Genomic DNA, 24751 nt, shown 5'->3' with positions numbered 1-24751 from the left:
GGAAGCGGACTCTATTGGCACGCGTGAAAAGTGAGCCGCTTCACGTGCGCGGCGCTTCCGTCCTTTATGGGACAGCTCACTCGCGCGGAACGTCCGGGCGCGGGATGCGCGGGCGGCAAGAAACGCCCCGCCCGCAGGAAGCGGACGGGGCGCAGGGGTCTGCCGCGCGGCCGGAGGGGCCGCAGAGTCCGGCCGGGCGGTCGGAGCGGTTCACGCGCGGACGGCCCGCACGGGCAGGGGACCGCGGTACTGCGGGAGCAGGCTCACGCCCAGGCGTCCGCCACGGCGCGTCCCGCGGCCTCCAGGTCCACCGTCGCGGTCGCGCCCACCTCGGCCAGGGCGGAGCCCAGCGCGGCCAGGCAGGCCCTTACGACACCGCGTGTGGCGTCCGGCCCGTAGTGGTTCACCCGGATCATCTCCTTGGCCAGCGCGCCGCCGCCCGCGGCCAGCGGAAGCGCGGGGTCGGCGGCCAGGGCGCGCGCGACCAGCCCGGACGCGTCGACGCCCGACGGGGCGCGCAGCGTCGTCGCCACCGGAGCGGCGTCGGACACCTCGTGCACGTACGGCTCGATGCCGCCGCCGAGCGCGAGCGCCCCCGCGCGGGTGGCCGCCGCCGCCGAGGCGTGGCGGGCCATCACCGCGGCCGGCCCCTCGGCCTCGATGCGCTCGACGCACGCCTCCAGGGCCAGCATCTCCAGCTGCGCGGGTGCGTGCAGCAGCGTCGTACGGCCGCCGTCGATCCACCGCTCCTTCCAGTCGAGCAGCGACAGGTACGACCGGCGGGGGGCCGCGGGGTTCGCGGCCATCCGCGCCCACGCCCGCTCGCTCACGGACACCGCCGACACGCCCGCGGGCCCGCCCATCGCCTTCTGCGCCCCGATGACGCACAGGTCGACACCCCACGCGTCCGGCAGCACCGGCTCGGCGCCGATCGAGGCGACGGCGTCCAGGTAGAACAGCGCGCCGTGCTCGCGCACCACCTCGCCGATCTCCCCGACCGGGTTCGTGTTGCCGGTGGCCGCCTCGGCGTGCACCAGCGAGACGAAGTCGATCTCCGGGTGCTCGGCGAACGCGGCACGGACCTGCGCGGCCGTGACCGCCGCGTGGAACGGCACGGCGAGGTCGACCACGGTCGCGCCGCAGTCCCGCAGCCAGTCGCCGAAGGTCTGCCCGTAGGGCCCCGTGATGATGTTGAGGGCCGTCGTCCCCGGCCCCGCGGCGGCGCGGATGGCGCCCTCCAGGGGGAGCAGCGCCTCGCCCTGCATGATCACGACGTCCTGATCGGTGGAGAGCAGCCGCGCCACTCGGTCCTCGATCGACGCGAAGCGCGCCGCGGTCAAGGGGGCCAGGTCCAGGAAGGGGTGGGTCACGGCGACGCTCTCTTCGCTCACGGGTTCCAGTACGCGGATTCCAGTACGTGGATACGCGGTACGAGCCTAACCGGCGGCCGGGCGGGGTCCCCGGCGAGGTGCCGCGGTCCCGGACGGCCCCGCGGAGTGCCGCGCAGGGGGCGAGATCTGAGGCCGGACGGCCCAGCGACCATCGGATTGATTTGAGCAACCCAAACCTTTCCTTATAATCGGAAGCCTCAGTTCCCTCACTGGAGGTCCTCGTGAACTCGGTCCTCGGACGCCGGACCCGCATTCTGGCCGCCACCACCGCGACGGCCGGGCTGCTGCTCGTGGCCGGCTGCTCCTCGGACGACGGCGGGGGCGAGAAGACCGCCTCCGGCGGGGTCACGCTGGTCAAGGGCGGCCAGCTCACCACCTGCACCCACCTGCCGTACCCGCCCTTCCAGTCGGAGATCGACGGCAAGGTGCAGGGCTTCGACGTGTCGCTGATCGACCTGGTCGCCAAGGACCTCGGCGTGAAGCAGGACATCGTCGACACGCCGTTCGAGAACTTCAAGACCGGCGCGTTCCTCAACTCCGAGCAGTGCGACCTCGCCGCGGCCGGTATGACGATCACCGAGGAGCGCAAGAAGAACGTCGACTTCTCGGACCCGTACTTCGACGCCACGCAGGCCGTCCTCGTCGACAAGAAGAGCGGCGTCAACTCCCTCGCGGACGTGAAGGCCAAGGGCAAGAAGCTCGGCGCCCAGGCGCAGACCACGGGCGAGGACTACGCGAAGAAGCAGGGCTTCGACCCGGTCTCCTTCGAGTCCTCCGACGCGGTCATCAACGGCCTGCGCTCCGGCCAGGTCCAGGCCGTCATCATCGACTACCCGGTCGTCCAGGGCTGGCTCAAGGACAAGGCCAACGCCGACGCCTTCAAGGTGGTCGACAACCTCAACACCGGTGAGCAGTACGGCTTCACGGTGAAGAAGGGCAACACCAAGCTGCTCGCCGCGATCAACAAGGCGATCAAGGAAGCCAAGGCCGACGGCACCTACAAGAAGCTGTACGAGAAGTGGATCGGCCCGTACGACGAGTCCGCGGCGACCGCCTCCCCGTCCGCCTCATGAGTGAGGCCGACACAACCGTCCAGCCCCGCAGGTCCGGACTGACCCGGCGGCAGAAGCGCGCCATATCGCGCGGTGTGCAGTACGTCGTGTTCGTCGCCGCCGTGATCGCATTCGCGCTCACGGCGGACTGGGGACGGCTGAAGAACCAGTTCGCCCAGTGGGACCTGGTCCGGCAGATGTTCCCGGACGTCATCACGCTGGCGCTGAAGAACACCGTGCTGTACACGATGTCCGGCTTCGTCTTCGGGCTCGTCCTCGGCATGGTCATCGCCCTGATGCGGCTGTCCCCGGTGGGCCCCTACCGCTGGCTCGCGGGCATCTACATCGAGGTGTTCCGCGGCCTGCCCGCCCTGCTGATCTTCGTCTTCGTGGGCGTCGCCGTACCGCTCGCCTTCCCGGGCACGGAGATCCCGGGCGGCACCTACGGCAAGGTGGCGCTCGCGCTCGGCCTGGTCTCCGCCGCGTACATGGCGGAGACGATCCGCGCCGGCATCCAGGCGGTGCCCAAGGGGCAGATGGAGGCGGCCCGTTCGCTCGGCTTCTCGCACGCGCGGGCGATGGTCTCGATCATCATCCCGCAGGCGTTCCGCATCGTGATCCCGCCGCTCACCAACGAACTGGTCCTGCTGTTCAAGGACTCCTCGCTGGTGCTGTTCCTCGGCGTCACGCTGGAGGAGCGCGAACTCACCAAGTTCGGCCGGGACCTGGCGAGCCAGACCGCCAACTCCACGCCGATCCTGGTCGCGGGCCTGTGCTACCTGCTCGTGACCGTGCCGCTCGGCTTCGTCGTGCGGCGCCTGGAGGCCAAGGCCGGGGAGGCCACCAAGTGAGCACGTCCAAGACTCCCGAGATCCAGGTCAAGGGGCTGCACAAGTCCTTCGGCGACAACGAGGTGCTGCGCGGCATCGACCTGGAGATCGGCTCCGGCGAGGTCGTCTGCGTGATCGGCCCGTCCGGCTCCGGCAAGTCGACCCTGCTGCGCTGCGTGAACCTCCTGGAGGAGCCCACGAAGGGGCAGGTCTTCGTCGGCGGCACGGAGGTCACGCACCCCGACGTCGACATCGACGCCGTCCGCCGCCGCATCGGCATGGTCTTCCAGCAGTTCAACCTCTTCCCGCACCTGACGGTGACCGAGAACCTGGCGCTGCCGCAGCGCCGGGTCCTCGGCCGCGACAAGGCGCAGGCGGCACGCGTGGCCGAGGAGAACCTGCGCCGGGTCGGGCTGTCCGAGAAGGCCGACGCCTATCCGGCCTCGCTCTCCGGGGGTCAGCAGCAGCGCGTGGCGATCGCCCGGGCGCTGGCCATGGGCCCCGAGGTGATGCTCTTCGACGAGCCGACCTCGGCCCTCGACCCGGAACTCGTCGGCGACGTCCTCGCCGTCATGCGGATGCTCGCGAACGAGGGCATGACCATGATGGTCGTCACCCACGAGATGAGCTTCGCGCGCGAGGTCGCCGACCGGGTCGTCTTCATGGACGGCGGCGTGGTCGTCGAGGAGGGCGCCCCCGCTCAGGTCATCGGCGACCCGGCCCACGAGCGCACCCGGCACTTCCTGTCCCGGCTGCTCGACCCCGCCATGGCGGACGTCGAGGAGGGCACCGCCGAGACCGACGCGACGGTCGAAAAGGGCCTCTAGCCAGGCCACCCGGGCCAGGAACTAGGGTGCGGGCATGAGCGATCGCACGGTGCTGCACGTGAAGGGGCGGGTGCTCGTCGGGCCCGACGACGTCCGGGACGAACTCTGGGCGGTCGGCGGGAGGATCTCGTACGAGCGTCCCGCCGCCGCCCGCGACGTCCGGACCGTGGAGGGGTGGGCGCTGCCCGGCCTCGTCGACGCGCACTGCCACGTCGGACTCGGCCCGCACGGGCCGGTCCCCGAGGACGTGGCGGAGAAGCAGGCGCTCACCGACCGCGAGGCGGGCACCCTGCTGATCCGCGACGCCGGCTCGCCCTCCGACACCCGCTGGATCGACGACCGCGAGGACCTCCCGAAGATCATCCGCGCGGGCCGGCACATCGCCCGCACCCGCCGCTACATCCGCGGCTTCGCCCACGAGATCGAACCCGGCGACCTCGTCGCGTACGTGGCCCGCGAGGCCCGGCGCGGCGACGGCTGGGTCAAGCTGGTGGGGGACTGGATCGACCGCGGGACCGGCGACCTGAGCGCCTGCTGGCCGCGGGAGGCGGTGGAGGCGGCCATCGCCGAGGCCCACCGGCTCGGCGCCCGCGTCACCGCCCACTGCTTCGCCGAGGACTCCCTGCGCGACCTCGTCGAGGCCGGCATCGACTGCATCGAGCACGCCACGGGCCTGACCGAGGACACCATCCCGCTGTTCGCCGAGCGCGGCGTCGCGATCGTCCCGACGCTGGTGAACATCGCGACGTTCCCGCAGCTCGCGGCGGGCGGCGAGGCCAAGTACCCCGACTGGTCCGCGCACATGCGGCGCCTGCACGAGCGGCGCTACGACACCGTGCGCGCCGCCTACGACGCGGGCATCCCGATCTTCGTCGGCACCGACGCGGGCGGCTCCCTCGCCCACGGCCTGGTCGCGAGCGAGGTGGCCGAGCTCGTCACGGCCGGCCTCCCGCCGCTGGAGGCGCTGTCCGCGACCGCGTGGGGAGCCCGGCGCTGGCTGGGACGGCCGGGACTCGACGAGGGGGCACCCGCGGACCTCGTGGTCTACGACGAGGACCCCCGGGCGGACGTCCGGGTGCTCGCCGCGCCGCGCCGGGTCGTCCTCGACGGGCGGATCGCCGGCTGACCTCCCACGCGACGCCGGTTGACGCAGCGTGACGTGCGCGCCGGCCGGCTCGTTGGGCACCCCCGCCACCGCGCCGGGGCGTCAACCGGCGTGAGCGCACGGGGGAGTTCAGAGGGGGATGCGGGCGAACACCCGTGCCGGAGGATTCGAAGAAATGCACGGGAATCCCACGTTGGAGTGAAGTGACGTCAGGTGGCTGACTGTTCACTCTCCGTGGGTGATTCTTGCCGGGTCCCAAGTCTGTTCTCCACTGGGGGTCCCAACCACCGTGAACGGCAACCACTTCCGCATGCCCGCACGCCGCCTCGCCGCCACCGCGGCGGCCACCGCCCTGGCCGCCGGTCCCGCGGCCCTGGCCGGCTCCGGCTCCGCCCACGCGACCACCGACCACGGTCGCGCGAGCGCCGTCGTCCTGCGCACCGCGCTCGACGTCTCCCTGCTCGACAAGTCCGTGAACCTCCCGCTCGCGGTCTCCCTCGACGAGGTCCGGGCACCGCGGAGCGCGCACAAGACCGCGCTCACCGCCCAGTTGGACGGCGTCTCCGGCGGGCGGCCGTTCAGCGTGCTGCGCGCGGACGTCGCCACCGCCGAGGCGACGGTTTCCGCACGCAAGGCCGAGGGCCGCACCAGCCTCGCGCACGCGAAGCTCCATGTCCCCGGGCTGCCGCTGCTCTCCCTCATCGAGGTCGAGCAGGTCACCTCCAGGGCGACCTGCGAGGCGGGAAGGAAGCCGGTCGCCACCTCGAACCTGCTCGGCGCGGTGACCGTCCTCGGCAAGAAGGTCACCCTCTCCACGGGCGGCCCCACCGAGGTCGAGGTGCCCGGGGTCGGAGAGGTCCGCCTCGACCTCTCCCGGACGCGGACCACGACCCGTACGGCCGCCGCCTCCGCGCTCGAACTCAAGGTGTCCGTCGACCCGTTGAAGCTGAACGTCGCCGAGGTCGAGGGCACGCTCACGCTGGCCGGCGCCACCTGCGAGTCACCCGCTGCACCGGCGAAGGCCGCCCCGGGCGCCGACCCCGTGTCCGAGGTGAAGCCCCAGGGCGCCCCGGCCGAGGCCGGCCTCGCCGAGACCGGGGGCAGCCCGGTGACGCCGTACATCGCCGGCGGCGCGTTGGCGCTGCTGGCGGCCGGCGGGGGAGGGGTCTACCTGTCCCGGCGGGGCCGCGGCTGACCCCAGGGTGCGGGGCACGGGCCCCGCGCCTCAGTCCCCGGCGAGCGTCACCGCCCGGTCCAGCGCCTGAAGGAAACGATTCACCGTCGCCCGGTCCCGCACCGCGAGCCGCAGCCATTCCTCTCCCAGTCCCGGGAAGGTGTCGCCACGGCGCACGGCGAACCCCAGATCCCGCAGATGCCGGCGCACGGCGCCCGCCCGGGGCAGCCGCACGAGCACGAAGGAGCCCTCCGCCGGCTCCACCACCCGCAGCCCGTCGGACCCGAACTCCCGCAGTCCCGCGACGAGATGGGCCCGGTCCGCGGCGATGCGGTGCGCGGCGTGACCGGCCTCCGCGAGCGCCTGCGGCGACACGCACGCCTCCGCCGCGGCGAGGGCGGGCGTGGAGACCGGCCACAACGGCTGGGCCCGCTCCAGTTCCGCGATCGTCTCCGGGGCGGCCAGCACGTACCCGATGCGCAGCCCCGCCAGACCCCACGTCTTGGTGAGGCTGCGCAGCACCACGAGCCCGGGCACGTCCGTCCGCCCGGCGAGGGCCTCGCGCTCGCCGGGCACGGCGTCCATGAACGCCTCGTCGACCACCAGCGTCCGCCCGGGGCGGGCCAGTTCGGCGATCCGGTCCGCCGGATGCAGGACCGACGTCGGGTTGGTCGGATTGCCGATCACGACGAGGTCCGCGCTGTCCGGCACGGCCCCCGCGTCGAGCCGGAAACCGTCCCGCTCGCGCAGCAGGACCCGCTCGACGGTGTGCCCGGCGTCCCGCAGCGCCGCCTCCGGCTCCGTGAACTGCGGGTGCACCACCACGGGGTGACGCACCTTCAGGGCACGGGCGAGCAGTACGAACGCCTCCGCCGCACCGGCCGTCAGCAGCACGTGCTCCACCGGCAGCCCGTGCCGCGCGGCCACCGCCGCCCGCGCCGCCCGCCCGTCCGGATAGGCGGCGAGCCCCGCGAGCGACGCGGCTATCCGCTCCCGCAGCCACTCCGGCGGCGTGTCGGCCCGGACGTTCACCGCGAGGTCGGTGAGCGCCGAGCCGTCGTCACGGACCTCTGCGTCACCGTGGTGACGCAGGTCGTGCGCCGTCCCCGCGGAACCGGCCGCACCGGCCCCGGACACGCCCTCAGTGGGCATGGGAGTGCGAGTGCGCGTGGTCTCCGTGATGTCCGTGGTGGTGACCGTCGTCGTCCGGGTGGAAGTGCGGCTGCTGCGCCATGCCGACCTTGTCCTCGAAGCCCGGCAGCGCGATGCGGTACACGCACGAGTCGCAGTTCATCCTCAGATCGCCCTGCACCGCCTCCCGGTAGCGCTCCATGACCAGGTCCAGCAGCTCCGGCTCGGGGCCGATGACGTCGGCGGAGCGGACCTCCACCTCGGGGTGCGCGGCGGCCCAGCCCTCCGTCTGCTGCCGCACCCGGTCCGGCAGGATCCCCGTGAACAGGAAGTAGGGCAGCACGACGATCCGCCGGGCGCCGAGCTTCGCGCAGCGGTCCAGCCCGGACGGCACGTCGGGCGCCGCCAGCGACACGAACGCGGTCTCCACCCCGGCGTAGCCGCGGCCCTCCCACAGCAGCCGGGCCGCCTTGTGCACCTCGGCGTTGGCGTCCGGATCGGTCGAACCGCGTCCGACGAGCAGCACGGTCACGTCGGCCCGGTCACCGGGCGTCCGCTCCGGACCGGCGCCCAGCGCCTCCTCGACGCGCCGCTCCAGCACGGCCAGCAGCGAGGGGTGCGGGCCCAGCGGACGCCCGTACGTGTACGAGATCCCGGGGTGCCGCTCCTTCTCGCGGTTCAGCGCCGCCGGGATGTCGCCCTTGGCGTGCCCGGCGGACACCAGCATCAGCGGGACGGCGGCGAAACGGCGTACGCCCCGCTCGACGAGCTCGCCCACCGCCTCGGTGAGCGGGGGCGGCGACAGCTCGATGAAGCCGCCGGCGACGGGCAGTTCGGGGTGGCGGCGGCCCAGCTCCCGCACGAAGGCGCGGAAGGCCTCGGCACCGGCCTCGTCCCGGGTGCCGTGTCCGGCGATGAGCAGGGCGGGGGGAGGGGTGGTCACGACTTCTCCTTAGCGGCCTGGAAGGCCTCGGCGGTCCGAGCGGCCTCGGCGGCCGGTGGCACGGGGTGGTACAGCAGGGCGTTCAGCGCGGCCGCGGCGACCGCGGAACCGCCCTTCTCGGACACGTTGCTGACAGCGGGCAGCCCGCTCTCGCGCAACGCGGCCTTGGACTCGGCCGCCCCGACGAAACCGACGGGCAGACCGATGACGAGCGCGGGATCGGCGTTCAGTGTGAGCAGTTCCTCCAGGGCGGTCGGCGCACAGCCGACGACCCAGATCGCGCCGGGACCGACGTCCTCCAGCGCGAGGCGTATCGCGTGCGCCGAACGGGTCAGCCCGGGACCGGACTTGGCGTCCTTGAGCCGGCACACGGTGTCGCGCCGGGTGATCCCCGCCGCGACCATCTCGACGTCCACCACGACGGGCGCCCCCGCGTGCAGCGCCGCGTGCGCCCTCTCCAGCACCCGCTCGTCCATGACGAGGTCGTCGGCGTAGTCGAGGTCGGCGGCGGAGTGGATGACCCGCTCCACGACCGCCCGCGTCAGCGGCGGGAGGCCCGAGGTGTCCAGACGCGCCCGCAGCCGCCGGAAGGACTCCTGCTCGATGGGGTGCACGACCCGGCTCGCGGGCGACACCGTCCCGTACTCGCTCACTTGGGCTCCTCCTGCCAGCGGTAGCCGCGCGGCGTCACCATGCGCCCGGCGATCTCACGGGTCGCCGTGTTGCCCACGGTCACCACGGTCATCATGTCCACCACGGCCGGGTCGAGTCCCGCGAGCGTGGTGAGCAGACTGCTCTGGTCCGGACGCGACGCGTTCCGCACGACACCCACCGGCGTCGAGGGCTCGCGGTGCTCCGCGAGGATCGCGAGGGCCTTGGGCAGCTGCCAGTCGCGGCCCCGGCTGCGCGGGTTGTAGAACGTCACGACGATGTCGGCCTCCGCGGCGGCGCGCACCCGCCGCTCGATGACCTCCCACGGCGTGTGCAGGTCGGACAGGCTGATCGACACGTGGTCGTGTCCGAGCGGCGCGCCCAGGATGGCCCCGGCCGCGAGCGCGGCGGTCACCCCGGGCACCCCGACGACGTCGATGTCGTCGGATGCCTCGGCCAGCGCCGGCGATGCCATGGCGTACACGCCCGCGTCCCCGCTGCCGATCAGCGCGACGGCCTGTCCGCGGCGGGCCTCCGCCACCGCGGTGCGCGCGCGTTCCTCCTCGGCGCCGAGCCCGGACTCCAGGATCCGGGTGCCGGGACGGAGCAGGTCGCGGATCTGGTCGACGTACTGGTCGAGGCCGACGAGCACGGCCGCGCGCCGCAGTTCGTCCTTCGCCCGCGGGGTGAGCAGGTCACGCGCCCCCGGACCGAGGCCGACCACCGCGAGCCGGCCCCGGGGCACCCGGCGGACGACGGCGCAGGTCGCCATCGCGGGCAGCCCGTCCGCCCGTACCGACTTCCGCTTGGGCACGAGGAGTTCACCCCCGCCGGCCAGCGCGGCGGCCTCCGCCACGGACGGCGTGCCGACGGCGGCCAGCGGCGCGTCGGAGGGGTTCGGTACCTCGACCGCGGCCAACTCCTCGGCCGCGTACGTCACCACGGGCACCCCGAGCCGTTCGGCCGCCCCCACGATGCCGGGCTCGCCGGCCTTCGCGTCGACGGTGGCGAGCGCGGCGACGGACTTCACGGACAGCCCGGCGTCCCGCAGCGCGTCCTCGACCAGCGCGAGGACCTCGTCCACCGGAGCGCCCTTGGAGGCGCCGACGCCGACGACGAGGGACGGCGGCCGCAGCACCGCCTCGCGCTCGGTGGGCCCGACGGCCCGGTCGGTGACGCGGACGGTGTACGCGCCGTGCGTGCCCACCGGCAACGGCGGCAGCGGCCAGGCCAGTTCGGCCTCAAGCGCCACGGGCTCCCCGTCGAGCAGCGCCCGCGACACCGCCGCGACGTCCCCCTCGGCAGGGAAGCCCAGGGTGTCGAGACCGGGCAGCCCGACGGCGTCCGTCGCGGTGGTGATCACCGGCTCGGCACCGAGCAACCCGCCCACCTCGCGGGCCAGTTCGTTGGCGCCGCCGCCGTGCCCGCCCACCAGGGACACGGCGAACCGGCCCGCCTCGTCGACGCACACGATCCCCGGGTCGGACGCCTTGTCGCCCAGCAGCGGCGCGACGATCCGCACCACCGCGCCCGTGGCCAGGAAGCACACCAGCCGGTCGCACTCGGCGAAGGCCAGCCGCACGGCGTCCCCGACGGAGCCGCCGGACCCGTCGTACACCCGGGTACGGCCGGGCCAGGCCGCGGCCAGCCGGTCACGGGCAGCCGCGCCCGCCGCCGTCGCGGAAATCAGGCCGATCACTGAGGGACTCCTTCGGTACTGGCCGGAGGCCGGACGCCCCACAGCAGGAAAACGGGATTGGTCGCGGCGAGCCGGGTGACCTCACCCGGCAGCGGCGCGAGCCGGGACGACTGGAGCAGGACGCCCTCGCAGTCGAACCCGGCGGCGGTCAGCGCCTCCCGGACGGCGGGCACCCGGTCGAGCGCGGCCATGGCGACCACGACCGCCCGCCGCGCCCGCCGCGCGCACGCCGTGACGATGACGGGCAGCTCCCGGCCCCCGCCGCCGATGAAGACGGCGTCCGGGTCGTCCAGGTCGGACAGCACGGTCGGCGCGGCACCGTGCACGACCTGCACGTCCACACCGTGCGCCGCCGCGTTGGCGCGGATGCGCTCCACCCCGTCCCGCGTCTTCTCTATGGCGGTGACGGCGGCGCCGAAGCGCGCGCACTCGACGGCGACGGACCCGGAACCGGAACCCACGTCCCAGACGAGGTCGCCCCGCCGCGGGCCGAGCCGGGCCAGCGCAAGGGCCCGCACCTCGAACTTGGTGATCATCGAGTCGCGGTGCGCGAAGTCGGTCTCGGCCAGCGCCCACCGGGCCGGCCCTTCCGGCGGCCCCGCCACCGTGCGGACGGGGGCCACGGCACGCGACTCGTCCAGGCACAGCACGACGCTCACCGCGGGGCCCCAGTCGCGCGTCGCGGCCTCGGCGGGCGTGACCCGCTCCACCCGCTCGCCTCCGGGGTCGCCAAGGCTGCTCGCGACGACGAGGACGCGCTCGCCGGAGCGGTAGGCCAGCGCGGCCCCCAGCTCGGCGGGACCGGCGCCGGGCCCGGTCAGCACCGCCACCTTCGGATGCGCGCGGCAGACGTTCACCGCGGTCCGCAGGTCCCGCCCGTGGGCGCTCACCACGACCGCGTCGTCCCAGGTCAGGCCGAGCCGCGCGAACGCGGTCGCGACGGAGGAGACACCGGGCGAGACCGCCAGGCGCTCCGGCCCGAACCGCTCGGCCAGGGCCCGCACGATCCCGAAGAACCCCGGGTCCCCGGAGGCGAGCACGACGACCGGCTGCGCGTCCCCGTGCTTGTCCAGGTGCCGCTCGATCGCGTCCAGCGCCGGCGCCAGCGGGCCGAGCACGATCCGTTCCGCCGTGCCGGGCACCCGCACGGCGGCCAGGTGCCGACGGCCGCCCACGACGAGCCCCGCCCCGGCGAGCGCCGCCTCGGCTTGAGTGGGCGGGGGCGCCCCCGTACCCGTACCGACGACGGTGATCACGTCGTCGCACCTCGCGCGCGCAGCGCCCGGCGGGCCTCCGGGTCGGCCTTGCGGAAGCCGTGGAAGTGCCCGGGGTGGTACAGGTGTGAGCGGGTGCCGCTCGCGTCGAGCGCCGGTCCCACCAGGAAGAGGGTGTGCTTCCAGAGCTTGTGCTCCTTGACGGTCTCCTCCAGCGTGCCGATCGTGCACTTCACGATCAGCTCCTCCGGCCAGGTCGCCTGGTAGGCGACGACCACGGGAGTGGACGTCGGGTAGCCGCCCTCCAGCAGTTCCCGGACGAGCTGCCCGCTGCGGGCGGCCGACAGGAACAGCGCCATCGTCGTGCCGTGCCGCGCGAACTCCCGGACCTCCTCGCCGGGCGGCATCGGCGTCTTGCCGCCGCCGAGCCGGGTGAGGATCACGGACTGCGCGACCTCGGGGATCGTCAGCTCCCGCTGGGCCAGGGCGGCGACCGCGGAGAAGGAGGAGACGCCCGGGACGATCTCCGTCTCGACGCCCAGTTCGGCGCACCGGTCGACCTGCTCCTGCGTGCCGCCCCACAGCGCGGGGTCCCCGGAGTGGATCCGGGCCACCTTGAGGCCCTCCCGGGCGGCCCGCTCGTACACGGCGACGACGTCCTCCAGGGACATCGTCGCCGAGTCCAGGATCTCGGCGCCCTCGCGCGCGTGGTCGAGGACCTCCGCCTGCACCAGGCTGGCCGCCCAGATCACGATGTCCGCGTCCGCGATGGCGCGCGCGGCACGGAACGTCAACAGGTCGGCGGCGCCGGGGCCGGCACCGACGAAGGTCACCTTGCCGGTGGGGGCATCGGCCATGGGAATCGGTCCTCTCCTACGGATACGGGTACTGCGGGTCGCGCGGGGCGGGACGTCAGGCGGCGCTGCGCCGCCGGACGTGCGTGAACGGGGGTCGATCGGATAGCAAGGGCCTATGGCGGTCTTCGTCGCGCTCGGCGCGTTCCTGATGACGCTGGCCGGCGGCTGGACGGCACAGCGGGTGACCGACCGTCGTCATCTGGTGCTGGGCCTGGCCGGCGGCCTGATGCTGGGCGTGGTCGGCCTCGACCTGCTGCCCGAGGCACTGGAGGCGGCGGGCGGCGAGATCTTCGGCGTACCGGCCGCGCTGCTGCTGTTCGTGGCCGGGTTCCTGCTGGCCCATCTGGGCGAACGGCTGCTCGCCACCCGCCGGGCCGCGCACGGCGGCGAGGAACGCGACCCGCGCGCGCCCGAGGTGGGCCTGACGGCGGCCGCCGCCATGGTCGGGCACAGCGCCATGGACGGCGTGGCGATCGGCGCCGCCTTCCAGGTGGGCGGCGGCATGGGGCTGGCGGTCGCACTGGCCGTCGTCGCCCACGACTTCGCGGACGGCTTCAACACGTACACGATCACGAGCCTGTACGGGAACGCCCGCCGCAAAGCGCTCCTCATGCTCTTCGCGGACGCGGTGGCACCCGTGGCCGGAGCCGCCTCGACCCTCTTCGTGACCATCCCGGAACAGGCGCTCGGCTGCTACCTCGGCCTCTTCGGCGGCGTACTGCTCTACCTGGCCGCCGCCGAGATCCTGCCCGAGGCGCACCACGAGCACCCGGCCCGCTCGACCCTGCTGTTCACGGTCGCGGGCGCGGCCTTCATCTGGCTGGTGGTGGGCATCGCGCAGTGAGGGCGCGCGGCGGGCAGGCGGACGCCGGTCGCGGTTCACAACTTCCCGCCCCGCCCGCCGTCGCGCGGCGCGGGCGCGATCAGCGTGGAGAGGTAGGGCAGCGCCCCGCCGTCGAGGTCGGCGGCCGGCCGGATGGACTCCTCGGGCAGCCCGAGAGCCGACCCCCACACGGCGTCGTCCAGGCGCCCGGTCTCGCGCAGCGCCGCCGCGACCTCGTGCGCCTGCCGTCCGAACTTGTACGCCACGACCGTGCCCGGCCCGTGCAGCGCGTCCTTGAGGACGGCGGCCCCCGCGGTCACCGGGACCAGGGTCAGCGGCTCCGTCCCCTCGGTGAGGACGGCACCCGAGCGGGCGGCGAGATCCTGCATGGCGGTGATGCCCGGCACGGTCTCGACCACCGTGCCCGGCAGGGCCCGCTCGATGGTCTGGGCGAGGTAGGTGAACGTCGAGTACACGTTGGGGTCGCCGATGGTGGCGAAGGCGACGGTGCCGTGCCGTTCGAGCAGCCCCGCGACCCGCTCGCCGGCCGCGTCCCAGGCGGCCTCGCGGCGCTCCCGGTCCGTCCGCTCGTTGAGCGCGAACACGACCCGTACGACCTTCTCCTCGGGCACGTAGTGCAGGACGGTCGCCTCGGCGCGCCCCCGCTCGCCGGTGTCCAGCACGGGCACCACGACGACCTCCGCCGCCCGCAGCGCGTTGACGCCCTTGACGGTCACCAGTTCCGGGTCGCCGGGTCCGACCCCGACCCCGATCAGCTTGCTGCTCATGACGTCAGGCACCTCTCCACGAACCGGCGGGCGACACCGGGCGCGGACGCCCAGTGCGTGTGCAGATAACTCGCGTGCACACCTTGTTGGACGAAACCTTCGGTCCGGCGTCCCGGGGCGTGCACGCCCCAGGCGGGAGCAGCCCCGGCGCCGGGATCGACGACGGTGCGGTGGAACTCGTGCCCGCGCATCCGCGTCCCGGCCGCGGCGAGCGCGCTGTCGGACACGGCGACGGCGTCCCGGTAGCCGAGGGTGAGCCGCTCGCTCATCCGGGCCGTGGCGTCCAGCACCCCGCACATGGGCTGCCCGTCCAGCTCACGGCACAGGTACAGCAGTCCGGCGCACTCGGCGGCCACGGGTGCCCCGGCGAGCGCCAGCTCCGAGACGGCCTTGCGCAGCGGCTCGTTGGCCGACAGCTCCGGGGCGTACACCTCGGGGAACCCGCCCCCGATCACCAACCCGCCCGTGCCTTCCGGCAGTTGCTCGTCCCGCAGCGGGTCGAACGTGACGACCTCGGCACCGGCGGCGGCCAGCAGCTCGGCGTGCTCGGCGTAGGAGAACGTGAAGGCGGGCCCTCCGGCGACGGCGACCGTCCTGCCCCTCGCCGGCCGGGTACCGTCGGGTCCGCCCGGCGATCGGGGGCGGGCCCCCTGGTCGGCCTGAGGAGCGGTGGCGCGGTCCGCGGCTCCGGGAACACCGGCGGACGGCGCGGGCGCCACGGCCTCGGCCGCGTCCCACTCCCCGGCCGTCAGCGCGGGCGCACTGCGCGCCAGCGCGAACAGCGCGTCCAGGTCGCAGCCCTCGCGGACCTGCGCGGCCATCGCGGCGACGGCCTCCACCGCTCCGTCCCGCCGCTCGGCGACGGGCACGAGCCCCAGGTGCCGGGACGGCGTGTCCACCTGCGGCGCCCGGCGCAGCACCCCCAGCACGGGCACCCCGGACGCGTCCAGGGCCTCCCGCAGGAGCGCCTCGTGGCGGTCCGAGCCCACCTTGTTGAGGATCACCCCGGCCACCCGCACCTCGGGGTCCCAGGACGCGAACCCGTGCACCAGCGCGGCCACCGACCGCGACTGCGACGACGCGTCGACGACCAGGACGACCGGCGCCCGCAGCAGCTTCGCGACGTGCGCGGTCGACGCCAGCTCGCCCTGCCCGGCCGCACCGTCGTACAGCCCCATCACGCCCTCGACGACGGCGAGGTCGCAGCCGCGGGCGCCGTGCGCGAAGAGCGGCGCGACCAGCTCGGGGCCGCACAGGTACGCGTCGAGGTTGCGTCCCACGCGCCCGGTGGCGAGCGCGTGGTACCCGGGGTCGATGTAGTCCGGCCCCACCTTGTGCGGGGACACGGCGAGCCCCCGCCCGGCGAAGGCCGCCATCAGCCCCGTGGCCACGGTGGTCTTGCCGCTGCCCGAAGAGGGCGCGGCGACGACCAGCCGGGGGACGCCCGTCACCACTCGATGCCCCTCTGGCCCTTCTGGCCCGCGTCCATCGGGTGCTTGACCTTGGACATGTCGGTCACGAGGTCGGCGAATTCCACCAGCTTCTCCGGGGCGTTGCGCCCGGTGATCACCACGTGCTGCGTGCCCGGCCGGTCCCGCAGCACGGACACAACCTCGTCGGTGTCGATCCAGCCCCAGTGCATCGGGTAGGCGAACTCGTCGAGGACGTACAGCCGGTAGGTCTCGGCGGCCAGGTCGCGCTTGACCTGCTCCCAGCCCTCGCGGGCCTTCTCCTCGTTGTCCATCTGCGCGTCGCGCTGGACCCAGGACCAGCCCTCGCCCATCTTGTGCCAGTCGACGGTGCCGCCCTCGCCGCTGGCGCCCAGCACGCGCAGCGCGTTCTCCTCGCCGACCTTCCACTTCGCCGACTTGACGAACTGGAACACCCCGATCGGCCAGCCCTGGTTCCAGGCGCGCAGCGCGAGCCCGAAGGCGGCTGTGGACTTGCCCTTGCCGATCCCGGTGTGCACCACGACCAGCGGACGGTTACGTCGCTGACGTGTCGTCAGTCCGTCGTCCGGTACGACGCTCGGCTGTCCCTGCGGCATTACGCGGCCCTCCTGTTGGTTCCCTGCACGTCCCGGACGAGCCCGGCGATCGAGTCGGCCCGCAGTTCGTCCAACGTGACCGCGGTGCCCTCCAGTTCACGCGCGAGCTGCCCCGCGAGCCCGAGCCGCACCGGCCCCGTCTCACAGTCCACGACCACGGAGGCGACGGAATCGGCCGCGAACAGCCGGGCCGCCCGCCCCGCGAGCGCCACCGGTTCCGGACCGCCGGTCGCCCGGCCGTCCGTCACCACGACGACCAGCGGGCGGCGCGCCGCGTCCCGCAGCCGCTCCACCCGCAGCACGTCGTGGGCCTTGAGCAGACCGGCCGCCAGCGGCGTCCGGCCGCCCGTGGGCAGCGACTCCAGCCGGGCCGCCGCCGCGTCCACCGAGGAGGTGGGCGGCAGCGCCACGTCGGCGGACGAGCCGCGGAAGGTCACCAGTCCCACCTTGTCCCGCCGCTGGTAGGCGTCGAGCAGCAGCGACAGCACCGCTCCCTTCACCGCGCTCATCCGCTGCCGGGCCGCCATCGACCCGGAGGCGTCCACCACGAACAGGACGAGGTTGCCCTCGCGCCCCTCGCGGGTGGCCTGGCGCAGATCGTCCCGCCGTACGACGAGACCGCGCCCCGAGCGGCCGCGCGCCTTCTGGTGCGGGGCCGCCGCCTGCACGGTGGCCGCCAGGTGCAGCTTGGTGAGGGTGCCCCGGGGCCGCCGCGAGCCGGTGGTGCGGCCGTGCTCGGTCCGTGCCCGGGACCGCCGCCCGGCGGCGCCCTCGCCCAGCCCCGGCACGCTCAGCACCTTGGTGCGGAACGGCTCCGCCGCCCGCGCGGGCTGCTGCTCGCCGGCGCCGGAGGACCCCGGCTGCCCGCTCTCGCCCGCCTCCGGGCGCGCGGCCTCGTCACCGCCGGGCTCCGGGCTGCCGGCCGCCTCCCGAGGCCCGTCCTGCGTCTCGGCCGGCCCGTCCTGAGGGCCGTCCCGCGGTCCGTCCTGCGGCGGACGCCCGCCGCCGTCGGGTCCGTCCGGGTCCGGGTCGTCGTCGCCGTCCGTGCCGTCCCCGCCGCCGAACTCCTCCAGCGTCTCGTCGAGCTTGTCCTCGTCGAGACCGGGGGCGTCGAACGGGTTGCGCCGGCGCCGGTGCGGCAGCGCCAGCAGCGCCGCCTGCCGCACGTCCTCCGCAAGCACCTCGGTCCGGCCGGCCCACGCGGCCAGCGCGGTCGCGGTACGCGCCATCACGATGTCGGCCCGCATGCCGTCGACCTCGAAGGCCGCGCAGGTCGCCGCGATCTGCCGCAGCGCCCCGTCGCCGAGCCGCACGGAGGGCAGCAGGTCACGGGCGGCCACGATCCGGGCCCGCACCGCCGACTCCTCGTCGGCCCAGCGCGCGGCGAAGCCCTCCGGATCGTCGTCGTAGGCGAGCCGCCTGCGCACGACCTCCACCCGCTGGTCCGGCTCACGCGAGGCCGCGACCTCGACCGTCAGCCCGAACCGGTCGAGCAACTGCGGCCGCAGCTCGCCCTCTTCGGGGTTCATCGTGCCGACGAGCAGGAACCGGGCGGCGTGCCGCACCGAGACGCCCTCGCGCTCCACGTACGAGGCACCCATCGCCGCCGCGTCCAGCAGCAGGTCGACCAGGTGGTCGTGCAGGAGGTTGACCTCGTCGACGTACAGGATGCCGCGGTGCGCGTCCGCCAGCAGGCCGGGTTCGAAGGCCTTCACGCCCTCGGACAGGGCGCGTTCGATGTCCAGCGCGCCCACGAGCCGGTCCTCGGAGGCGCCGACGGGCAGCTCGACCATGCGGGCCGGCCGGGACACCCCGGGGCCCACCTCGTGCGGCCCGTCCGGGCACGCCGGGTCGGGCGAGCCGGGCGCGCACGAGAAGCGGCAGCCCGCGACGACGTCCACCTCCGGCATCAGGGCCGAAAGGGCGCGTACGGCGGTCGACTTGGCGGTGCCCTTCTCGCCGCGCACCAGCACGCCGCCCACCGCGGGCGAGACGGCGTTCAGCAGCAGCGCGAGCCGCAGGTCGTCCTGACCGACGACGGCCGTGAACGGGAATGGGGTACTCACTGGTCGTCGCCCTCCAGATCGCCTTCGAGCTCCAGGTAGGTGGCGCGCAGCCGCTCCAGCGTCCGCGCGTCCGGTTCGGCCCACAGGCCGCGCTCGGCCGCCTCCAGCAGCCGTTCCGTGATCCCGCGCAGGGCCCACGGGTTGGACTTCTTCATGAAGTCCCGGTTCTCCGCGTCGAAGACGTATTCCGCGCTGAGCTTCTCGTACATCCAGTCGTCGACCACACCGGCCGTCGCGTCGTACCCGAAGAGGTAGTCGACGGTCGCCGCCATCTCGAACGCGCCCTTGTAGCCGTGCCGCCGCATCGCCGCCATCCAGCGCGGGTTGACCACCCGGGCCCGGAACACGCGGTGCGTCTCCTCGCCCAGGGTGCGGGTCTTCACCTGGTCCGGGGTGGCGGAGTCACCGACGTACGCCTCGGGGCTGGCGCCGGTCAGATGGCGCACCATGGCCACCATGCCGCCGTGGTACTGGAAGTAGTCGTCGGCGTCGACCAGGTCGTGCTCGCGGGTGTCGACGTTCTTCGCGGCCACGGCGATCCGCCTGAACGCGGTCTCCATGTCGCCGCGCGCCGCCCGCCCGTCCAGCCCGCGCCCGTACGCGTAACCGCCCCACACCGCGTACACCTCGGCGAGGTCCGCGTCCGAGCGCCAGTTCCGCGCGTCGATGAGCGGGAGCAGCCCGGCGCCGTACGCCCCCGGCTTGGAGCCGAAGATACGGGCCGTGGCGCGCCGCCGGTCACCGTGCTCGGCGGTGTCCTCGTCGACGTGCCGGCGCACGAAGTTGGCGTCCGCGGGCTCGTCCAGCTCGGCCACCGCCCGCACCGCGTCGTCGAGCAGCCCGACCACGTGCGGGAACGCGTCCCGGAAGAAACCGGAGATCCGCACGGTGACGTCGATGCGCGGCCGGCCCAGCTCCGCCAGGGGCACGATCTCGAAGCCGGTCACCCGTCGCGACGCGTCGTCCCAGACCGGCCGGCAGCCGAGCAGCGCGAGGATCTCCGCGATGTCGTCGCCCTGGGTGCGCATCGCGGACGTGCCCCACACGGTCAGTCCGACGGACGTCGGGTACTCACCGGTGTCCTGGAGGTAGCGGGCCACGAGGGAGTCGGCGAGCGCCTGGCCGACCTCCCAGGAGAGCCGGGACGGGATCGCCTTGGGGTCGACGGAGTAGAAGTTGCGGCCGGTCGGCAGGACGTTGACGAGTCCGCGGGTCGGCGAACCCGACGGGCCGGCCGGGACGTAACCGCCGCGCAGCGCCTTGAGGATGTGCCCGATCTCGTCCGTCGTGCGGGCGAGCCGCGGCACGACCTCACGGCAGGCGAACTCCACCACCGCGACCCCGTCCGGGAGTTCGGCGCCGAGGACCTCCCGCACGAGAGGGGCGGCCTCGGACGTCGCCCAGCCGCGCTCCTCCATGCCCAGCGCGATCCGGCGGCACAGCTGCTCCAGCAGGTCGACCGCGTCGGCGCCGGTCCGCGCCGGGCCCCCGACCAGGTCGGTGAGTTCCGCCGGCACCTTCACCGGTGCGCCCGGCTCGGCCAGCAACTCCTTCTCGGACAGGCCGAAATGCGCCGCCAGCGAGGCCCGCAGCCCCGGCAGGGCGTTGGCCTGGCCGCCCCACACCTGCGAGGCGCGCAGCACGGCCAGCACGAGGTTCACGCGCGGCTCGGCCTCGGGCCCGCCGCCCAGGATGTGCAGTCCGTCGCGGATCTGCACGTCCTTGATCTCGCACAGGTAGCCGTCGATGTGCATGACGAACTCGTCGAACGTCTCGTCGTCCGGCTGCTCGTCGACGTGCAGGTCGTGGTGCAGCTCGGCCGCCTTCACCAGCGTCCAGATCTGCGCGCGCACCGCGGGCGCCTTCGCCGGGTCCAGATCGGACACCAGGGCGTACTCGTCGAGGAGTTGCTCCAGCTTGGCGAGGTCGCCGTAGGTGTCCGCGCGGGCCATCGGCGGCACCAGGTGGTCGACCACGGTGGCGTGCCCGCGCCGCTTGGCCTGCGTGCCCTCACCGGGGTCGTTGACGATGAACGGGTAGACCAGGGGGAGTTCGCCGAGCACGGCGTCGGGCGCGCAGCCGCCGCTGAGCCCGAGTCCCTTGCCCGGCAGCCACTCCATGGTGCCGTGCTTGCCCATGTGCACCACGGCGTCCGCGCCGAAGGAGTTCTCCAGCCAACGGTAGGCCGCCATGTAGTGGTGCGACGGCGGCATGTCCGGGTCGTGGTAGATCGCGATCGGGTTCTCGCCGAAGCCGCGCGGCGGCTGGATCATCACGACGACGTTCCCGAACTGGAGGCAGGCCAGCACGATGTCGTCGCCGTCGACGTACAGCGAGCCGGGCGGCTCGCCCCACGCCTCCAGCATGCCCTCGCGCAGCGCGGGGTCGAGCGTGTCGAACCACGCCCGGTAGTCGGCGAGCGGCACCCGTGCGGGCGCGGACGCCAGCTGCTCCTCGGTGAGCCACTCGACGTCGTGGCCGCCGGCCTCGATGAGCCGGTGGATCAACTCGTCGCCGTTGTCCGGGTATTCGGTCAGCGCGTACCCGGCGTCCCGCAGCGCGTCGAGGACGCGGACGGCGGAGGCGGGGGTGTCGAGACCGACCGCGTTGCCGACCCGGGAGTGCTTGGTCGGATAGGCGGTGAAGACCAGGGCGAGCTTCTTCTCCGCGTTCGGCTTGTGCTTCAACAGTGCGTGCCGTACGGCGATCCCGGCCACCCGCGCGGCCCGCTCGGGGTCGGCGACGTACACCGGCACGTCGTCCGGGCCCTGCTCCTTGAAGGAGAACGGCACGGTGATCAGACGTCCGTCGAACTCCGGGATCGCGACCTGCATCGCCGCGTCCATCGGGGACAGGGCGGCGTCCGAGGCGTCCCACGCGGCGCGCGAGGAGGTGAGGCACAGCCCTTGCAGGACGGGGATGTCGAGGTCGGCGAGCGCCCCGATGTCCCAGGCCTCCTCGTCGCCGCCGGCCGAGGCCTCGGAGGCGTGCGTGCCGCCCGCCGCGAGGACGGTCGCGACCAGCGCGTCCGCCTTCCCGAGGATCTCGTACAGCCCGGCGTCGGCACCGCGCAGCGAACCGCAGAACACCGGGAGGGCGTTGGCGCCGCGCGCCTCGATCGCGTCGCACAGCGTGTCGACGAAGGCGGTGTTGCCGGACAGTTCGTGGGCCCGGTAGAAGAGCACGCCGACGGTCGGGCGGCCCTCGGCCAGGTCCCGCTCGCCGTGCACCCCGAACTCGGCCGTCTTCCTCGGCTCCTCGAAGCCCTCACCCGTGAGCAGCACGGTGTCCGAGAGGAAGCGCGCCAGTTCGGTCAGGTTCTCCGGGCCGCCCTCGACGAGGTAGCGCAGCGCCTCCGCGACGACACCGGCCGGCACGGACGACTCCGCCATCAGCTCGGCGTCCGGTACGGACTCCCCGCCGAGCAGTACGGTCGGGATCCCGGACGCCCGCAGCGCGGCCAGCCCGTCCTCCCAGGCCCGCTTGCCGCCCAGCAGCCGTACGACGGCGACGTCCGCGCCCGTCACCAGCGCGGGCAGCTCCTCGGCGACGTCTACCCGGTTCGGGTTGCCGATCCGGTACGCGGCGCCGGAGGCCCGGGCCGCCAGCAGATCCGTGTCGGCGGTCGACAACAACAACACTGTGCTCATGCGGGTGCTCCCGGTGGGATGAAAGGCAGTCCTGTCGGAGCGCCCGACTCGATGAGCCGCCACAGCGCGTCCGTGTCCGCGTGTTCCTCGATCAGATCGCCGAGCAGGTCCAGCTGCTCCTCGCGCAGGGTGGCGAACGACGTGCCGGCGGCCGGCACGAACCGGCGGCCCGCGGCGGCCGCCACCTCCCGCAGGAACGCCCGCCGGAACCCGTCCGACTCCAGCGAGCCGTGCCAGTGCGTGCCCCAGACGGCGCCGACCCGGCAGCCGTCCAGGAAGGGTTCGCCGCCGGTGACCTCGGCGACCCCGTGGTGGATCTCGTAGCCCTCGACGTGCTCGCCGAGCGCCTCGCCGACGGGCCGCGTGAGCGTCTTCTCCCGCGCGAACCGCACCCGCACGGGCAGCAGTCCGAGCCCCTCGACGTGGCCCGCCCGCGACTCGACGTCGTCCTCGATGTGCTCGCCCAGGGCCTGGAAGCCGCCGCAGATCCCGAGGACGGGCCGCCCCTCGGCGGCCCTGCGCGCGATCGCGTCCGCGAGGCCGCGCTCCCGCAGCCACCGCAGGGCGTTCACCGTGCCACGGGTGCCCGGTACGACGACCAGGTCCGCGTCGGCCAGTTCCTCCGCCCGGTCCACGAACCGCACGACGACGCCCGGTTCGGCGGCGAGGGCGTCGACGTCCGTGAAGTTGGACATCAGCGGCACCGCGCAGACGGCGACCCGCAGCACGTCCTCGCCGACCGGCGGCGCCACGACGGACTCCCGGACGCTCCCGCGCAGGGACACCCGAAGTCCGTCCTCCTCGTCGATGCCGAGGCCGTGCCGGAACGGCAGGACGCCGTACGAGGGCCGGCCGGTGAGCCCGTGCAGCATCTCCAGGCCCGGCTCCAGCAGCGAGACGTCCCCGCGGAACTTGTTGACCAGGAACCCGGCGACGAGCTCCTGGTCCTCGCGGCTGAGCAGCGCGACCGTGCCGAAGAAGGACGCGAAGACGCCGCCCCGGTCGATGTCCCCGACCACCAGGACGGGCAGGCGCGCGTTGCGGGCGATGCCCATGTTCACGATGTCGGTGCGCCGCAGATTGATCTCGGCAGGACTGCCGGCCCCCTCACAGATCACCGCGTCATACGTGCCCCGCAACTCGGCCAGGCACTCCAGCACGGTCCCGAGCAGCGCCTCCTGGCGGCCCCCGTGGTAGCCGCGCGCGCTCATCTCGCCGACCGGCTTCCCCATCAGCACGACCTGGCTGCTGCGGTCGCTGCCCGGCTTGAGCAGCACGGGGTTCATCAGCGCGGTCGGCTCGACGCGGGCGGCCTGCGCCTGCATGGCCTGCGCCCGCCCGATCTCCGCACCCTCGCGCGTGACGAAGGAGTTGAGGGACATGTTCTGCGCCTTGAAGGGCGCCACCTTCACGCCCTGCCGCACCAGCCACCGGCAGATCCCGGCGGTCACGACGCTCTTGCCCGCGTCGGAGGTGGTTCCGGCGACCAGCAGCCCGCCGCTCACGGCCTCGCTCCCTTCGACAGCAGTCGTCCCGCGACGCAGACGCCCAGCGCGAGCCGGCTCACCCGGCGCGACAGGCGTACGGCCCGTTCGATGTCGTGCACCCCGACGGCTCGGCCGCTCCCGTTCAGCACGGGCCGGTGCTCGACCCTGCCGCCGTAGGAGAGGGTCCCGCCGAGCCGCACGCCCAGCGCCCCCGCGAACGAGGCCTCCACGGGACCGGCGTTGGGGCTCGGGTGGCGGCCGGCGTCGGCGCGCCAGGCGCGGACCGCGCCGCGCGGGTCGTCGCCCGCGACGGCCGCGAGGACGGCGGTGAGCCGGGCACCCGGCCAGCCGGCGACGTCGTCGAGCCGCGCGGAGGCCCAGCCGTAGCGGCGGTGGCGGGCCGACTTGTGGCCGACCATGGCGTCCAGGGTGTTCACGGCCCGGAAGGCGACCAGTCCGGGCACCCCGGCGACGGCGCCCCAGACGAGGGCTCCCACCACGGCGTCGGAGGTGTTCTCGGCGACGGACTCGACCACGGCCCGGGCGATCCCGTCGGCGTCCAGCGCCTGCGGGTCCCGCCCGCACAGGTGTGGCAGCCGCTCACGGGCGGCGTCGACGTCCCCGGCTTCCAGCGCGCGGCCCACGGCGCGGGCCTCACGGCCGAGGGAGGTGCCGCCTACGACGGCCCAGGTGGCGGCGGCGGTCAGCGCGACGGCGGCGGCGGGGGAGGGGCGTACGGAACGGCTCGCCAGCGCGGCGAGCCCGGCGGCGCCGCCCACGCAGACGGCGGTGTGCAGCGCGCCCCACCCGCGGTGGTCCCGCCACAGCACCCGTTCCACGGCGCCCGCGGCCCGTCCGAAAGCGGCGACCGGGTGCCCGCGGCGGGGATCGCCGAGGAGCAGGTCGCCGAGGAGGCCGGCGGTGGCGCCGTACGCGAAGACGCGATCGGCACGCACGGCGTCAGCCCGCCGTGGGGTGAAGTAGAACCCTCGTACTCAACAAGACCCGCAACGGGC

General features: G+C 74.2%; 20 protein-coding genes. 6 read left to right on the top strand and 14 right to left on the bottom strand.

Annotated elements, in window-relative coordinates; translation table 11 throughout:
* Positions 1-263 precede the first annotated feature (263 nt).
* Positions 264-1370 carry a pyridoxal-phosphate-dependent aminotransferase family protein gene (locus ACZ4VA_RS17200; protein WP_468082095.1) on the bottom strand — a complete coding sequence of 369 codons (1107 nt, stop codon included), beginning with the start codon at positions 1368-1370 and terminating at the stop codon, positions 264-266.
* A 242-nt stretch (positions 1371-1612) separates the two neighbouring features.
* Here ACZ4VA_RS17200 and ACZ4VA_RS17195 point away from each other — a divergent pair, with 242 nt between their 5' ends.
* From ACZ4VA_RS17195 to ACZ4VA_RS17175, 5 genes are all read left to right on the top strand, one after another.
* On the top strand, positions 1613-2464 hold the full coding sequence (locus ACZ4VA_RS17195; protein ID WP_355789981.1) for a transporter substrate-binding domain-containing protein: 852 nt from the start codon (positions 1613-1615) through the stop codon (positions 2462-2464).
* Positions 2461-3294, top strand: a complete 834-nt coding sequence (locus ACZ4VA_RS17190; protein ID WP_355789984.1) for an amino acid ABC transporter permease — start codon at positions 2461-2463, stop codon at positions 3292-3294. The genes ACZ4VA_RS17195 and ACZ4VA_RS17190 overlap by 4 nt, the downstream gene beginning before the upstream one ends.
* On the top strand, positions 3291-4100 hold the full coding sequence (locus tag ACZ4VA_RS17185; protein WP_356173509.1) for an amino acid ABC transporter ATP-binding protein: 810 nt from the start codon (positions 3291-3293) through the stop codon (positions 4098-4100). Before ACZ4VA_RS17190 ends, ACZ4VA_RS17185 begins: the two co-directional genes overlap by 4 nt.
* A 34-nt stretch (positions 4101-4134) precedes the next feature.
* A complete protein-coding gene (locus tag ACZ4VA_RS17180; RefSeq protein ID WP_389390712.1) occupies positions 4135-5226 on the top strand; it encodes an amidohydrolase family protein in 1092 nt (363 codons plus the stop codon).
* A gap of 268 nt (positions 5227-5494) precedes the next feature.
* Complete coding sequence (locus ACZ4VA_RS17175; protein WP_389390713.1) at positions 5495-6400, top strand: SCO1860 family LAETG-anchored protein; 906 nt, start codon at positions 5495-5497, stop codon at positions 6398-6400.
* 30 nt (positions 6401-6430) lie between these two features.
* Here the strand turns inward: ACZ4VA_RS17175 and cobC are convergent, their stop codons facing one another.
* From cobC to cobM, 6 genes are read right to left on the bottom strand one after another with little or no spacing between them, the layout of a single operon-like run.
* Entirely contained in the window at positions 6431-7531 is a 1101-nt protein-coding gene (gene cobC / locus ACZ4VA_RS17170; protein ID WP_356173520.1) for an Rv2231c family pyridoxal phosphate-dependent protein CobC, read from the bottom strand.
* A complete protein-coding gene (locus ACZ4VA_RS17165; protein ID WP_356173522.1) occupies positions 7521-8453 on the bottom strand; it encodes a sirohydrochlorin chelatase in 933 nt (310 codons plus the stop codon). The genes cobC and ACZ4VA_RS17165 overlap by 11 nt, the downstream gene beginning before the upstream one ends.
* On the bottom strand, positions 8450-9106 hold the full coding sequence (locus tag ACZ4VA_RS17160; RefSeq protein ID WP_355790951.1) for a precorrin-8X methylmutase: 657 nt from the start codon (positions 9104-9106) through the stop codon (positions 8450-8452). Before ACZ4VA_RS17160 ends, ACZ4VA_RS17165 begins: the two co-directional genes overlap by 4 nt.
* A complete protein-coding gene (cobJ, locus tag ACZ4VA_RS17155) occupies positions 9103-10803 on the bottom strand; it encodes a precorrin-3B C(17)-methyltransferase (RefSeq protein WP_452921277.1) in 1701 nt (566 codons plus the stop codon). The genes ACZ4VA_RS17160 and cobJ overlap by 4 nt, the downstream gene beginning before the upstream one ends.
* Positions 10800-12059: a precorrin-6y C5,15-methyltransferase (decarboxylating) subunit CbiE gene (gene cbiE, locus ACZ4VA_RS17150; protein ID WP_355790957.1), complete on the bottom strand. Its 1260-nt coding sequence runs from the start codon at positions 12057-12059 to the stop codon at positions 10800-10802. Before cbiE ends, cobJ begins: the two co-directional genes overlap by 4 nt.
* Complete coding sequence (gene cobM / locus ACZ4VA_RS17145) at positions 12056-12874, bottom strand: precorrin-4 C(11)-methyltransferase (protein ID WP_356173527.1); 819 nt, start codon at positions 12872-12874, stop codon at positions 12056-12058. Before cobM ends, cbiE begins: the two co-directional genes overlap by 4 nt.
* Positions 12875-12989: 115 nt before the next feature.
* Here cobM and ACZ4VA_RS17140 point away from each other — a divergent pair, with 115 nt between their 5' ends.
* Entirely contained in the window at positions 12990-13718 is a 729-nt protein-coding gene (locus ACZ4VA_RS17140) for a ZIP family metal transporter (protein WP_356173529.1), read from the top strand.
* 35 nt (positions 13719-13753) lie between these two features.
* On the opposite strand, the gene cobI is transcribed toward ACZ4VA_RS17140, so the two are convergent.
* From cobI to ACZ4VA_RS17105, 7 genes are read right to left on the bottom strand one after another with little or no spacing between them, the layout of a single operon-like run.
* Positions 13754-14485, bottom strand: coding sequence for a precorrin-2 C(20)-methyltransferase (gene cobI, locus ACZ4VA_RS17135; protein ID WP_356173532.1), 732 nt, complete (start codon positions 14483-14485; stop codon positions 13754-13756).
* Positions 14482-15939, bottom strand: coding sequence for a cobyrinate a,c-diamide synthase (locus ACZ4VA_RS17130; RefSeq protein ID WP_468081876.1), 1458 nt, complete (start codon positions 15937-15939; stop codon positions 14482-14484). Before ACZ4VA_RS17130 ends, cobI begins: the two co-directional genes overlap by 4 nt.
* Positions 15933-16532, bottom strand: a complete 600-nt coding sequence (cobO, locus tag ACZ4VA_RS17125) for a cob(I)yrinic acid a,c-diamide adenosyltransferase (protein WP_355794744.1) — start codon at positions 16530-16532, stop codon at positions 15933-15935. The genes ACZ4VA_RS17130 and cobO overlap by 7 nt, the downstream gene beginning before the upstream one ends.
* Complete coding sequence (locus tag ACZ4VA_RS17120) at positions 16532-18598, bottom strand: putative cobaltochelatase (RefSeq protein WP_452921283.1); 2067 nt, start codon at positions 18596-18598, stop codon at positions 16532-16534. The genes cobO and ACZ4VA_RS17120 overlap by 1 nt, the downstream gene beginning before the upstream one ends.
* The gene (gene cobN, locus ACZ4VA_RS17115; RefSeq protein ID WP_468081873.1) at positions 18595-22248 is read right to left on the bottom strand and encodes a cobaltochelatase subunit CobN; all 3654 of its coding nucleotides are present in this window, start codon (positions 22246-22248) and stop codon (positions 18595-18597) included. Before cobN ends, ACZ4VA_RS17120 begins: the two co-directional genes overlap by 4 nt.
* Positions 22245-23753, bottom strand: coding sequence for a cobyric acid synthase (locus tag ACZ4VA_RS17110; RefSeq protein WP_356173546.1), 1509 nt, complete (start codon positions 23751-23753; stop codon positions 22245-22247). The genes cobN and ACZ4VA_RS17110 overlap by 4 nt, the downstream gene beginning before the upstream one ends.
* Positions 23750-24691: a cobalamin biosynthesis protein gene (locus ACZ4VA_RS17105; RefSeq protein WP_356173548.1), complete on the bottom strand. Its 942-nt coding sequence runs from the start codon at positions 24689-24691 to the stop codon at positions 23750-23752. The genes ACZ4VA_RS17110 and ACZ4VA_RS17105 overlap by 4 nt, the downstream gene beginning before the upstream one ends.
* Positions 24692-24751 lie beyond the last annotated feature (60 nt).

The organism is Streptomyces sp. NPDC028308 (assembly GCF_055565855.1).
Note: the sequence above shows the minus strand (reverse complement) of the source record. Positions and strands in the feature narration are given on the sequence as shown.

Excerpts from the sequence above, each read along its gene's own strand:
- ACZ4VA_RS17190 (WP_355789984.1), top strand. The coding sequence starts at position 2,461 with ATGAGTGAGGCCGACACAACCGTCCAGCCCCGCAGGTCCGGACTGACC.
- ACZ4VA_RS17180 (WP_389390712.1), top strand. The coding sequence starts at position 4,135 with ATGAGCGATCGCACGGTGCTGCACGTGAAGGGGCGGGTGCTCGTCGGG.
- cobC (WP_356173520.1), bottom strand. The coding sequence starts at position 7,531 with ATGCCCACTGAGGGCGTGTCCGGGGCCGGTGCGGCCGGTTCCGCGGGG.
- cobM (WP_356173527.1), bottom strand. The coding sequence starts at position 12,874 with ATGGCCGATGCCCCCACCGGCAAGGTGACCTTCGTCGGTGCCGGCCCC.
- ACZ4VA_RS17140 (WP_356173529.1), top strand. The coding sequence starts at position 12,990 with ATGGCGGTCTTCGTCGCGCTCGGCGCGTTCCTGATGACGCTGGCCGGC.
- cobI (WP_356173532.1), bottom strand. The coding sequence starts at position 14,485 with ATGAGCAGCAAGCTGATCGGGGTCGGGGTCGGACCCGGCGACCCGGAA.
- cobO (WP_355794744.1), bottom strand. The coding sequence starts at position 16,532 with ATGCCGCAGGGACAGCCGAGCGTCGTACCGGACGACGGACTGACGACA.
- cobN (WP_468081873.1), bottom strand. The coding sequence starts at position 22,248 with ATGAGCACAGTGTTGTTGTTGTCGACCGCCGACACGGATCTGCTGGCG.